Origin of the sequence: Paenibacillus sp. 8b26 (assembly GCF_050626875.1) — a bacterium.
Taxonomy (GTDB): Bacteria; Bacillota; Bacilli; order Paenibacillales; family Paenibacillaceae; genus Paenibacillus.
This window is the reverse complement of record NZ_CP192445.1, coordinates 2,369,953-2,382,455: the sequence shown is the minus strand read 5'-3', so window position 1 is coordinate 2,382,455 and position 12,503 is coordinate 2,369,953. Positions and strand designations below refer to the sequence as shown.

At 43.2% G+C, this 12,503-nt stretch carries 12 protein-coding genes; 10 read left to right on the top strand and 2 right to left on the bottom strand.

Annotated elements, in window-relative coordinates:
• Positions 1-82: 82 nt before the first annotated feature.
• From ACQ4MX_RS10765 to ACQ4MX_RS10735, 7 genes are all read left to right on the top strand, one after another.
• On the top strand, positions 83-679 hold the full coding sequence (locus ACQ4MX_RS10765; RefSeq protein ID WP_431090521.1) for a hypothetical protein: 597 nt from the start codon (positions 83-85) through the stop codon (positions 677-679).
• A gap of 97 nt (positions 680-776) precedes the next feature.
• Positions 777-1,232, top strand: coding sequence for a MerR family transcriptional regulator (locus ACQ4MX_RS10760; protein WP_134911254.1), 456 nt, complete (start codon positions 777-779; stop codon positions 1,230-1,232).
• A gap of 41 nt (positions 1,233-1,273) precedes the next feature.
• Positions 1,274-2,485, top strand: coding sequence for an MFS transporter (locus tag ACQ4MX_RS10755; RefSeq protein WP_431090520.1), 1,212 nt, complete (start codon positions 1,274-1,276; stop codon positions 2,483-2,485).
• 27 nt (positions 2,486-2,512) lie between these two features.
• A complete protein-coding gene (locus ACQ4MX_RS10750) occupies positions 2,513-2,941 on the top strand; it encodes a universal stress protein (protein ID WP_431090519.1) in 429 nt (142 codons plus the stop codon).
• A gap of 43 nt (positions 2,942-2,984) precedes the next feature.
• Positions 2,985-4,403 carry an aldehyde dehydrogenase family protein gene (locus ACQ4MX_RS10745; protein WP_431090517.1) on the top strand — a complete coding sequence of 473 codons (1,419 nt, stop codon included), beginning with the start codon at positions 2,985-2,987 and terminating at the stop codon, positions 4,401-4,403.
• 507 nt (positions 4,404-4,910) lie between these two features.
• Positions 4,911-5,462 carry a hypothetical protein gene (locus ACQ4MX_RS10740; protein ID WP_431090516.1) on the top strand — a complete coding sequence of 184 codons (552 nt, stop codon included), beginning with the start codon at positions 4,911-4,913 and terminating at the stop codon, positions 5,460-5,462.
• Positions 5,463-5,668: 206 nt separating this feature from the next.
• On the top strand, positions 5,669-6,622 hold the full coding sequence (locus tag ACQ4MX_RS10735; RefSeq protein ID WP_431090515.1) for a DUF3800 domain-containing protein: 954 nt from the start codon (positions 5,669-5,671) through the stop codon (positions 6,620-6,622).
• Between the two features lie 197 nt (positions 6,623-6,819).
• On the opposite strand, the gene ACQ4MX_RS10730 is transcribed toward ACQ4MX_RS10735, so the two are convergent.
• Entirely contained in the window at positions 6,820-7,284 is a 465-nt protein-coding gene (locus tag ACQ4MX_RS10730; protein WP_134911249.1) for an AbrB/MazE/SpoVT family DNA-binding domain-containing protein, read from the bottom strand.
• A gap of 255 nt (positions 7,285-7,539) precedes the next feature.
• Between ACQ4MX_RS10730 and ACQ4MX_RS10725 the strand changes: the two genes are divergently transcribed.
• Together ACQ4MX_RS10725 and ACQ4MX_RS10720 are read left to right on the top strand one after the other, a co-directional pair.
• On the top strand, positions 7,540-8,937 hold the full coding sequence (locus ACQ4MX_RS10725; protein ID WP_431090514.1) for a transcriptional regulator: 1,398 nt from the start codon (positions 7,540-7,542) through the stop codon (positions 8,935-8,937).
• 202 nt (positions 8,938-9,139) lie between these two features.
• Positions 9,140-9,511: a MerR family transcriptional regulator gene (locus tag ACQ4MX_RS10720; protein ID WP_431090512.1), complete on the top strand. Its 372-nt coding sequence runs from the start codon at positions 9,140-9,142 to the stop codon at positions 9,509-9,511.
• A gap of 78 nt (positions 9,512-9,589) precedes the next feature.
• On the opposite strand, the gene ACQ4MX_RS10715 is transcribed toward ACQ4MX_RS10720, so the two are convergent.
• Positions 9,590-11,590 carry an FAD-dependent oxidoreductase gene (locus ACQ4MX_RS10715; RefSeq protein ID WP_431090511.1) on the bottom strand — a complete coding sequence of 667 codons (2,001 nt, stop codon included), beginning with the start codon at positions 11,588-11,590 and terminating at the stop codon, positions 9,590-9,592.
• A 196-nt stretch (positions 11,591-11,786) separates the two neighbouring features.
• On the opposite strand from ACQ4MX_RS10715, the gene ACQ4MX_RS10710 reads away from it, so the two are divergent.
• Positions 11,787-12,371 carry a TetR/AcrR family transcriptional regulator gene (locus ACQ4MX_RS10710; RefSeq protein ID WP_431090510.1) on the top strand — a complete coding sequence of 195 codons (585 nt, stop codon included), beginning with the start codon at positions 11,787-11,789 and terminating at the stop codon, positions 12,369-12,371.
• The last annotated feature ends 132 nt before the right edge of the window (positions 12,372-12,503 follow it).

Here is a 12,503-nt window from a genome sequence, read left to right as displayed (position 1 = left end):
GTACTATAAATATGTAAGTACGCACATTTAGTACAGGTACTGTCATAAAGGTGAGTGTCACCCTGAGCATATACACTAAATTTTGTTAACAAAGTATGGTGTTATCAGAATATTCAGTAAAATTGAAGAATTAAAACCTAGTTATACAGCCGTTTCGCGGCTAGTGAAACCCTTGGAACATATCGCTAGCATTCTCACTCCTGAGGAAGACAAAAGTAGTGAGACGGCTGAGTGGGAACTGTCCCTGCTACTGGAATGGGTGAAACAAACCTACACGCATCAGAGTGACGAGCTAATGGTTAACAAATTACTTAACTTTTCCAGAGGGTTTTGGAAAGGTTTGTTCACTTGTTATGACTATTACTACATTCCAAGAACGAACAATGACTTAGAGCAATTCTTTCGACGGACGAAGGCTAGTCACCGTCGTATTACGGGACTTCGTAATTGGAACAGCTACATCATACGCAATGGTGAAATGATCGTATTAGTGAATGATGCACTGCGCCAGGAACATGTCATTTCACGACTGCGCTCAGTTTGCTTTACTCGCTATAAATCTCGAAAAACATTGTGGGATCAGCGTTTAACTAGCGTTATATTACGCAAAAAATTTAATCGCAATAGCGCAGACTACCTCAACGACTTAGAGCAAAAATGGAATTTACTTATAAGTTAGTTAATTATGCTGTCGTAGTTTTTTTCAAAGTTAACGTTGACGTTAATGTTAGATAGGCGTAGTATTTATATATAAACTTTTTCATAAGGTGGGTGTCATGGTTACGTATAAAATTGATGAGGTCGCCAAGCGATGCGGTTTGACCAAGCGAACCATTCGTTATTATGAGGAAATCGGTCTGTTGCCCTCCCCGCAGCGCAGCGAAGGGAATATGCGGCTGTATACGCAGGAGGATGTGGATTTACTGAAAAAAATTGTGAGTGCCAAGGAAGTGCTTGGTTTCTCCTTGCAAGAGCTTCAGCGTTACATGTCCGCAGCGGAAATGCTCAAGGGTCAGCGGGAGGAATATCGTGAGCGAACGGATATCCTGCATCCTGTTGAGCGCCGGGCCATGTTGGAGGATATGGAGGTAACACTGAACGAACAACTGGAGCTGATGGAGGGAAAAATCAACAGCATCCGTATGCTCCAGACCGAGCTGGAGGAGCTGCGGGTCAGGGTTCGCGAACGAAAGGTTCTGCTTGATAAGGAACTTGGCAGCGACCCGTCATAAGCGAATCATTTTACATTTAGATATGGAGGTTACATCCTACTATGAGTTCACAACACGCATTACCTGATGAGTTAAAAAAACAGGCAGGCTTGCTGTCTCAGCCCAAGGCGGTATGGGCGGTTGCTTTTGCCTGCGTTATTTCATTTATGGGACTGGGATTAGTCAATCCTATCCTTCCGGCCATCGCCGATCAGCTTCATGCCACCAAGAGTCAGGTGTCACTGCTGTTCACCAGCTATAATCTGGTGACAGGCGTAGCTATGCTGATTACGGGCGTAGTGTCCAGCCGATTGGGTGTCAAATGGACGCTGCTGACCGGGATATTGTTGATTATTGTGTTTGCCGGGTTGGGAGGTACAGCCGATACGGTTGGCGGGATTGTGGGCTACCGGGCAGGCTGGGGTCTGGGGAACGCCCTGTTTATTGCAACGGCTCTGTCTGCGATTGTAGGTCTGTCCACTTCGGGAACAGCCAAAGCCATTATTTTGTATGAGGCGGCCCTGGGTCTAGGGATTTCGGTCGGCCCGCTGCTTGGCGGTGAGCTAGGCTCCATTTCTTGGCGCGGTCCGTTCTTCGGTGTAGCTGCGCTGATGGTGGTGGGATTTTTGTTCATTACATTTATGCTGCCTTCGATTCCGAAGCCTAAAAAGCGCGGTTCGATTGCTGATCCGTTCAAAGCGCTCACTTATCCGGCCCTGCTAACGCTGGGCATTGTGGCTTTGTTGTATAACTTCGGATTTTTTACGCTGATGGCGTATTCTCCATATGTGATGCATTTGGACGAGCACGGTTTGGGCTATGTCTTTTTCGGCTGGGGGATTATGCTGGCCTTTACCTCGGTGTTTGTAGCACCGAAGATTCAAGCACGTTTTAGCGTGGTATCTTCCATTAGTGTCATGCTGACGCTGTTTGCCATTGATTTAGGCGTTATGGCGATAGGAACGGTCGCAGGATCACCGAAGACTGTCATTGTTGCGGTGATCGTGGCTGGTATTTTTCTGGGGATTAACAATACATTGATCACAACGGCTGTGATGCAGGCAGCTCCGGTGGAGCGCTCCACGGCATCTGCGGCTTACAGCTTTATGCGCTTTTTGGGTGGCGCAATCTCGCCGTGGCTTGCAGGGAAGCTGTCCGAGTGGTATACGGCGGAAACTCCATTTTATTTTGGTGCATTGATGGTACTGCTGGGTGTAGTGGTACTGATCGTACGTCGTCGACATATGCAGGATATACAGATTGATGCTCACTAACAATGAACTTCTGAGGAGGAAAAGAGTATGAGCGAATACAAGCATATTCTGGTCGCGATCGATGGTTCGCAGCACGCTATGAAGGCGTTGGAGACAGCCAAAGCGCTGTCCAAACAGCTTCAGGGTGAACCGCGTCTGACCGTATTGCATGTGAACCCGGCTTTATCCATGAATGAGCCCCCGGTTGGGGTGGATGTGGATGAGCGAATTGAGGAAGAAGGGCGCCATATATTAGAGCCAGCTTCCGACTTTCTGAAGGACGAAGGTATTTCTTACCGCATGCTGGCGGGTCATGGTGATCCGGCGAGTATCATTTGCAAAAGTGCAGAGCAAGAGCAGGTGGATCTGATCATTATGGGAACACGGGGCAAAGGGCTGGTTTCAGAAATGATCCTGGGCAGCGTCAGCCATCATGTGATCCAGCATGCACCTTGCCCTGTGCTGACGGTAAAATAAACGGTAGAATAAACGTTAATATAGGGAGAAGGAGGCCATAAGTATGCAGCAGCATTTATTTATTGGCGGTGAATGGAAAGCAGCACAATCGTATACGGCACTGAAATCACCGTATTCCGGTGAGGTGGTTGCTGAGGTGGCAGAGGCCACAGCAGAGGATGCCAAGGCTGCCATTCAGGCGGCATCTGATGCCCGCGCTGAAATGCGGGCTATGCCTGCGCATCAGCGGTCAGCCATTTTGGAGAAGCTGGCTGATTTGCTGGACGCGCGGCGTGATGATGCGGCGCGTATCATTGCACGCGAAGCGTCCAAACCGTGGAAGGCTGCGCTGGCAGAGGTTGACCGGACGGTGCAAACCTACAAGTTTGCAGCCGAGGAAGCCAAGCGGATTCACGGGGAAACGATCCCGATGGATGCCGCACCGGGGGGTGAGGGGCGTATGGCCTACACCCTCAAGGAGCCTGTAGGCGTTGTGGGAGCCATCACGCCGTTTAACTTCCCGATGAACCTGGTCGCTCACAAGGTGGGTCCCGCTTTGGCGGCAGGCAATACGGTCGTATTGAAGCCAGCGGAGCAGACGCCGCTGTCGGCTTACTTGATCGCGGAGCTGCTGGAGCAGGCAGGATTGCCTGCGGGCGCTCTTAACGTGGTCAGCGGCGACGGTAAAACGATCGGCAACGTTCTCGTTACCGATCCGCGCGTCAGCTATATCACCTTTACCGGTAGCCCGGCGGTAGGTACGGAAATCCGCTCCAAGGCTGGCTTGAAGCGGGTCACATTGGAGCTAGGCTCCAATGCAGCGGTCATCGTCGACAGCGATATGGACGTGGACGCGGTCATTGACCGCTGTGTGAGCGGAGCTTTTGCCAATCAGGGACAGGTATGTATCTCGGTCCAGCGTATTTACGTCGTGGACGAGATGTATGATACTTTTGTATCCCGATTCATAGAGGTGGCCCAACGCTTGAAAACAGGTGATCCCCTTGATCCGGACACGGATGTATCTGCGCTTATTTCAGCGAAGGACGTCAAACGTGTTCGTGAATGGCTGGATGAAGCCGTTCAGGCGGGCGCAAAGATCGCTCTGGGCGGTCAAGCCGAAGGCGGGATTTTGGAGCCGACCGTTCTGCTGAATGTGGACCCGACTTCCAAGGTGTCCTGCCGCGAGGTGTTTGCCCCACTGGTGCTGATTCATTCCGTAAGCTCTATAGATGAAGCCGTTCATCATGTGAACGATTCGATCTATGGCTTGCAGGCGGGGATTTACACCCGTAATATAACGACTGCGCTGGATGCGGCGGACAAGCTTCAGGTCGGCGGTGTGATGATCAATGATATCCCGAGCTTCCGCGTCGATCATATGCCGTATGGCGGTGTGAAACAAAGCGGTACCGGACGTGAAGGTGTGAAGTACGCTATGGAAGAAATGCTGGAAGTGAAGCTGGTCGTGATTAAAAGATAAAAAAAGCCTGTCTGAAAAGGGAAGGAGATACACGTAATGTGTACCTACCCAGATTCAGCGGGCTTTTTTTGTAAGGATCTTTAGCGCAAAATTTTCTGAACCCACTTGAGTTTATCGCTGTAAGGCGGGTAAGCACTTCATGTTCAACCTGTTTATCTTCTGTAAATAAATACAGTGCCAGTGGCATCGGATGATCCATTACTGTCTGGATGGCCTCTTCCAACTGTTCAAATTCCAGCATCGGCAGATCGGACCGAATATTTCACTGCATCGCAGCATCAGACCAGGATTGGGACTCCAGAAGAGTAGTTTGCTTGTTTTCCCATATCTATAAGTTATCCTTAAATGTTTAATCATTTAAGCCTAATGGAAGGAGTATAGTCTTCTTGATGCGTGTATTCAAGTTGAAAAAGTTACTATTCTTACTCTTTAAAACTCTTATAAAATAAATTGACTTTCATGCAAAGCTAAGTTATCTTAGATTAACTAAAGCTGAAGGGGGTTATTATGAAAACACCGGCTTCTGAAGTTATAAGAAAGACAGCTCTAAAAATATTAACTGAAAATCCAAATGGTATGCGTCTTTCTGATTTGAAATTTTCAACTGAAAAAGAACTAGAAGAATTTATTGAACCAGATAATTCGAAGAACGGAAAATTTAGATCAGCATTATGGGATCTGGAGAAACGTTATCCTGAATATGTTCTTAAGGAAAAGCAAGAGAAATCGGCAGTGTTTTTTCCCACTGAGAAGTTACAAAATGAAAAAGAGGATATCGTAGTTCCTAAATATTCACCCACGGCGAGGCAAATGTATGAGGAGATGCATTCCAGGGGGGAGAATAGACATAGTGATTATATAGAAATGAAGGCAAAATTAATGGACGTTATTGAACTAATTGAGGAAATTAATCTAGATGGTTTTGATATCAAAACCATAGAGAATTCTAAGGAAGCTACGGATATTGTAAAGGCTTTGATTTACTTAGAAGGCTTAAAGGATCTAAAATACAGTATGCAAAATGTTCAATCACAACCTCGTCATCATTTTAGGTATTAAAAACTTATTAAAAATAAAAAACAACCCAGCTCTGCTAACGAAGCGGAGAAGGGTTGTTCCTAAAGTGTAGTCAGCACTGCTAACGAAGCGGGGAAAACTACACTCAATCTTATTATATATATAATTAATGATAATATGTATCGAGGAAAATGTCAAATTGAACTTTATTAATCTTATGCAATCAACGAAGGGAACGGTAATACAAAATGAGTTTTCATTTGTACTTTGATGAAGCCAACAAAATTGATCAACCGGGAAAAGCTTTCTCGTACTATGGTGCCTATGGTGGAATGGACACCACAATGGCTAACATAACCAAAGCAATCAGAGATATCTATATATCTCTAAATACACAGAGTGAACTTCACTTTACAGAATATAATCATGATCAGTATTTAAAAAAATACTTCAAAGTGCTTAATCATGTTATCAATCAAGACATAAATATCAATATCATAATTGTTAACAATCAGAATGCACATTCAATTGCTCAGCAAATGAATTTAACCATGCTTGAGCTTCGAGGGTTATTATACATAAAGATTCCTGAGAGGCTATTTTATGGGGTTACCCGGCATTTAAACTTACCTAGTAATATTGATGTCAAAATAAGTGTGGATCGTAACGATGAATATAAAGTATTGAGATTATACTCAAAAATTAAAGAGCAAATGAATGCACATTCAGTATACAGAAACCGAAGATATACAATTGAATCAGTTCGTTCACAAAAATCCCATGAATCCATTCCGTTGCAAATTATAGATACTTTTATGGGTATAATTGTATTTTTGATGGAACAAGGTTATGCAGAAAACTCTGATACTTCGATGATTAAAAGTGACTTAATTTATCGGTTTTTATCAGAAGGTCAGAACATTGAAAGATTTCAGAATCAGATTAAGTTATTTCAATGGGATGGTAGTAATAAGTTGTCGAATTTGCCTGTAAGCAATTATATATCAAAGTTTATGGTTCACAAAACGCAATTTGATATAAAAGAGATAACTAAGTTAAATTCCTTATTAATTAGGGACCCAAACCGGACTACCAGAGAATACAGGGAGCTAATGGGGTATCCCAATACGAGATTGCGGATGATGTTAGGCTATAAAGATGAAATAGACGGCCGAGGGAGGAATACGTTCTTATTAGCTTGAAAAACACTAGATATAAAGAACCACCGGATACAGGTTATTCGCCTGGCATCGTCCGGTGGTTCTTTATGCCTAGTATGAAATTCTCGTCATGTTGGTCCATGGATTTTGTTGGTTAGCTATGATGCTGCGTATCATGGTTCAAACGTAATTGTACATGGAATTTGTGATATATACCTATGTAGGGTAGCAAGCTGTAGTTATAGCAATTTTTTGAGCTGGGATATACGGGCTTGGGAAACCTCAAGTATCTTTGCATATTCGTGCTGTGCTGCATTGGGTTGCTTCTGCATCAATTCTTTTAGGCTTTCGATCATTTGTTGCGTCGAACGGCGCAGACGTTTGGAATGCTTCATTGGCCTTTCTCCGTTGGAGAAAGTCGATTTGGACGGCCTTGTGATAGGGGTGGAATTTGTACCATTCTTCAAATTATGAATACATTCCCCACAAATAAAGCTGTCTCTAAAATAAGTCAATTGCTCCGTAGAACCACACATTTTACACGTCACCCCGGTATATTTTCGTAAGGCGAGAATACCCGTTTCCTCATCAGCAAAAATCTCAACTGGATCACCCATATTGTAATCCATTGAAATACGCATCTCTTTGGGAATGACGATACGACCTAACGAATCTAAGGGACGTGTCATACCTGTACTTTTCAAATGATAACCTCCTTTTTTTATATCCTTATAATACTAAATAAAGAGGAGAAAAAAAAATAGGCTTAGAGGAGCAATCGCATATATTAAGTAAACTGTTGAAAAGTATACAAGAAAATTCTATAAAATGGTATACTATTTTGTAGAAAAAACAATGATTCTAGTACAGCTTGCGTCTAATACCAGATTGTAATCGGATTTGTTGCCACAGAGCAGCATCGTAACTTTATCCTATGAACGCTAAAGGGGTTGTTTATTGTGAACCATACAACCACGATTCGAGCAGAGCTTGATACATACATGAAGACAAACGGACTGAACATTACCCGACTTGGACGAACAGCAGAACTAAATGCAGGTACGGTGAGTACCTTGGTAAATGGAAATCGTACGTTTTCCGTCGATCGACTGGATCGGATTACGGCAGTTATGGGACATCCCAGAGGGCATTATTACAAGCAATATATGCAGGAATATTTAACGGATATCACGCCTAACTGGCGGAGGGTCAGACCTTTTTTGTATAATTGCGCCGAGTTGGACAAGCTGGACTGTATCCAGCAAATGGCCGATTTGTTAATGGACAATCTGGTGTATTCCGTGTTGCTGTTTAATGTGGCGGAAGACTTCTTCAAAGACGGCAAACATGCGGCGGCAGCCATTCTTTACGAGAGCGTGGCGATCAGCGAGAGAAAGCAATATTCGGAACGACTGGCCCTTTGCCAGTATCGTTTGTTTACGATTAACATCGGAGATGACCAAAATCAAAATTTCGAGGCAGCATGCCATTTTCATCCCTTCGTAGATCGGCTTGATGAAATAGACCAGCTTGATGCGCTGAAAGACCTGGCGAATGTATATCGTTCCTTGCGTCAGTGGGCGAAGGTTGATAAGACAGTTCAAAAAATGCGGGATAAAGCGAAAATTCAATACTCCCTAGACCATCGTCAGCATAAGCGAAAGAAAAGGGGAAATGAAAGGAAAACAAGGGGTCCATTGTTCGGATACATCGCTTACGCTGATTTGTTATGCGCAAGTGTTTGTGAAGCACAGGGAGATTATAGGCAGGCATTACAACATACTTACGCGTATGCTGATCTAAGCTGGGTTAAAGAGACGGATGAAGATACGCGGCATTGGATGGAATTATTTCAGCATTGGGCGCAGGGTAATATCTATGTGAACAAGCTATTGTCTGGAGATGTAAGCGTACTTTCTGATTATGTGGAGTATATTTGTGCTCCTCCGGATAAATCCGAAAAAGAGTTGGTTACAGAGCTTTTGAATATTATGATGGCGGCTAACCGCTATCAAATAGATGTGGATGATATACTTCAACGATTTGAAACGGAGATTGATTCTATTACCCAACATCAACCATCTGCGGACATGTATACTCATCAAGTGATACCAGAACAATCAACGCGTTTTAAATATGAACTGGCTAAATATTATTTAAATAGAGGTACGTACGAACATGGTTTTAAATACTTACTGGACGTTTTGTCTAGATCATTTACGATAAATCACGAAGCCTTTTTTATCAGGTGTGTAAGATTATTTGAGAGTTTTCAAGATTTTGCAGATGATCAGACCTATTTAGACTTCGAAAGTCTGGTGAGAGAAGGGCAGAAAGAAAAATTATTTTATTATTAGTATAACTCAGTCCATTGCCTTGGATTAACGCTCTCGTGATCAAAGAAGTTAACATTACAATGTCATTTGTTCTAAGACCAGCTCTCTGAGTTGGTCTTTTTTAGTATGTTTCTCATTACTTTGCACTCTATTCTATGAAAACCTATACTTATAGTTAAAGCTGACTTTAAGAACTACAACAAAAACGAGGAGGGGAATGACCATGTACTCCATCAGAGAAGTTCAAATCAAGAGCGGACTGCCTGCATCTACACTTCGTTATTATGAAAAAGAGGGGATATTACCTGAAGTGGGGCGGGATGAGGGTGGAAGAAGAGTATATACGGAAAAACAAATTGACTGGTTAAGGTTCGTTATGGCTATGAAAGATACGGGGATGACGATTGAAGAGATTAAGGCATACCTTGAGCTTAATGCAAAAGGCGAAGCCACCATACATGAAAGAAGAGATCTTCTCGTAGCTCATAAGACAAAGGTAGAAGAGCATATGGCCCAAACACAACACAATTTGGAGAAAATCATTCAGAAGATCGCTTATTATGATCATGTGGTTATGGGAAAAAACTTCTCTTAACCATGTATTTGATGCAAAGGTAAAAAAGCCAAAGCCGTTTGCTTAAAAAGCAAACGGCTCTTCGGAGGGAGCAGGGCACTATATATTTCTGGTAACCTCATACGCATCCCAGACAGCGTACATAATATTTTGTACTTGCTTGGCATCACCGATTAAGTAGGCTTCGGAAACGTCATTTTGGATATCTTCATAAAGCGATTGTTGAGGAGTATATCCTACAGCTAGAATCGCTGAATCGGCCTTTAGAATCGTTTCTTCACCATTTTTGTTTTTAAGAACAAATTCTTGATCGTTGGCATCGATAATTTTGGCGTTGGTCAGGAGATGGATATCCTTAAATGCAACAAGGTCACGCAGCATATCTTCATTTGCATGGCACAGGGGTCCGCCTACGGTTAAAATATCTTCTTGCATTTCCACCAAGGTTACTTTTTTGCCTTGATCAGCAAGCCAGAGTGCAGTTTCGCATCCCACAAGCCCGCCCCCGACAATTACAGTGGAAGCACCGGGATCTTTTTTCCCAAGCAGAACCTCTTCTGCGGAATACACCTTGGTAGATGTACCGATGGAGAAGGTTTTTGGAGAGGAGCCGGTAGCAAAAATAACGGCATCTGCTGCATATTCCTTTACGGTAGTCCGGTTAACCTCGGTGTTCAATCGGACGTCAACTTTTAAATCCTTTAATTCCCCTTCGTACCAGGTCGCAAGTAAATGATCGTCTTCCTTGAAGTCTGGAATTCCGCCCGGGATTAGATTACCTCCCAATCGGTTATTTTTATCAAATAAGGTAACGTGATGTCCCCGAATAGCAGCTACACGGGCAGCTTCACATCCTGCCGGCCCTCCACCAATCACCAAAACTTTTTTGGACTGGTCTGCTTTTCCAAGTGCGTAGTCTTTTTCTCTGCCGCAAGCCGGATTAACCGCACATGAAATCGTTGCAAAAGATGCCAATCGACCCATACAGCCCTCCTGGCAGGAGAGGCAAGGACGAATCTTTTCTATTTTCCCAGCCTTGATTTTATTAGGGATATCAGCATCAGCTAACAATGGTCGACCAAGTGCAATCATATCGGTTTTTCCTTCACGTATAGCCTTGCTGGCCAAGTCTGGATTATCCAATCTGCCGGCAGTAATCACAGGTACCTTTAGAATGGTTTTTAAAATTTTGTTGTAAGGAAGATAAAGTCCTTTTTCCTGATACATGGGTGGATGTGCCCAATACCAAGAGTCGTAAGAACCGACATCGCCATTGAAAGCATCATACCCGGCTTCCTCTAATATTTTGGCAGCTTCAATCCCCTCTTCAATATCCCGTCCCTGCTCCTTAAACTCTTCGCCTGGCAATCCGCCCTGACGCCAATCTTTAATAAAGCTTTTGATGCTGTATCGAAGAGATACCGGGAAATCCTGACCACATTCGGCTTTGATGGCTTGAACGATCTCTATGGCAAATCGTAAGCGGTTTCTCAGACTTCCTCCGTATTCGTCTTTCCGATGGTTAAAGAAAGAAATCGCAAATTGATCCAATAAATAGCCTTCATGAACTGCATGGATTTCAATACCGTCAAAGCCTGCCTTTTTGGCAATAGCTGCGGATTCCGCAAATTTTCTGATATAGGTGTGGATTTCGTCAATGGTCAGTTCACGACAAGTGACATCAGGAAGCCAGCGATGAGGAATGGGAGAAGGGGCGACAGCCGTTTTACCAACAATTGAAGGGATACTTACTCGGCCAAATCCTGCGGATAATTGTAGAAATATTTTTGCGCCGTATGCATGAATCCGCTCTGTCATCATTTTACCCGTTTTAACAAAATTCAAGGGATTTAGAGTAGGACAGGGCATGGACGGCAGGGCACATTTCTCAATTTCATTTTCAACCATCGTTACACCTGTAATGAGTAGACCTGTCCCACCTTTTGCCCGTTTAACATAATATTCGACGCCACGTTCATTAAAAGTACCATCGGCATCACAAAGCCCACCAGGACCCATGGGAGCCATGACAAAGCGGTTTTTAATGTCTAGTTTTCCAATTTTCATAGGCTCGTATAAAATTTGATGTTCTTCTTTCATAAGAATGCCTCCTAAGTATGGATCATTCGTTTAACTGAATACATTCACCGAATGGGTTCAGTATAGAATAGGAGTAGGTATTATTATGTGATTGTTTTCACAATTAAACAAAATAGCATTTCCTATTATAATTAAGTAATATGAACAAGGCACCTGAGAAAGAGAAATACTTACAATAGAGAGGGAGAGTAAGTGAGTGTCAAAAAAACAATTGAATGGACGCAAGCTGCAAAGTCTGCAGACTAAAAAAAATATATATAACAGTACATTAGAGCTAATGCATGAAAAGAGCCTGGAAAAAATTAAAATTGAGGATATCTGTCGGAAGGCCGGCGTGTCAGTAGGGTCATTTTATAATCATTTCAAGACTAAAAGTGATATTTTGGTGGAGATGTATGCACAGGCGGATGGCTACTTTGAATTGAAATTTAAGAATGAACTACCATCAGAAAGTATTATGCAGGATCTTATTCAATATTTTGAGGTTTATGCGGAATATAATCAGAATGTTGGTTTAGAGACGGTGAAACAGTTATATACAAGTAATAACAAGCTTTTCATTACTAAGGGTCGTGGTATGCAAAATATACTTCAACAGATTATAGAGAGAGGGCAAGCCGTGGGAGAGTTGGATCAAAGCATGACATCCGAAGAGATAACAGACTACTTATTTATTGCAGCTCGTGGGATCATGTACAACTGGTGTCTTCATGATGGCGACTCGGATTTAATTGTAAATATGCGTGAATATATGAGTCGCCTGATCACGATCTTTAAATAAAGGAATTGATTTTATCCTAGTCACAGGGACGGTTCACCACAAGCTTAACGGGTAAAAGGTATACTAGGGCAATAATGCTGGGTTGACTCTCACGCCACGTGAGGCTGTAGACTGTGTAACAAGGGAGGTGAA

Bases quoted from the DNA above. Each gene is read 5' to 3' on its own strand.
- ACQ4MX_RS10735 (WP_431090515.1), top strand. From the start codon at position 5,669: ATGAGTTTTCATTTGTACTTTGATGAAGCCAACAAAATTGATCAACCG.
- ACQ4MX_RS10720 (WP_431090512.1), top strand. From the start codon at position 9,140: ATGTACTCCATCAGAGAAGTTCAAATCAAGAGCGGACTGCCTGCATCT.
- ACQ4MX_RS10715 (WP_431090511.1), bottom strand. From the start codon at position 11,590: ATGAAAGAAGAACATCAAATTTTATACGAGCCTATGAAAATTGGAAAA.
- ACQ4MX_RS10745 (WP_431090517.1), top strand. From the start codon at position 2,985: ATGCAGCAGCATTTATTTATTGGCGGTGAATGGAAAGCAGCACAATCG.
- ACQ4MX_RS10755 (WP_431090520.1), top strand. From the start codon at position 1,274: ATGAGTTCACAACACGCATTACCTGATGAGTTAAAAAAACAGGCAGGC.
- ACQ4MX_RS10760 (WP_134911254.1), top strand. From the start codon at position 777: ATGGTTACGTATAAAATTGATGAGGTCGCCAAGCGATGCGGTTTGACC.
- ACQ4MX_RS10740 (WP_431090516.1), top strand. From the start codon at position 4,911: ATGAAAACACCGGCTTCTGAAGTTATAAGAAAGACAGCTCTAAAAATA.
- ACQ4MX_RS10750 (WP_431090519.1), top strand. From the start codon at position 2,513: ATGAGCGAATACAAGCATATTCTGGTCGCGATCGATGGTTCGCAGCAC.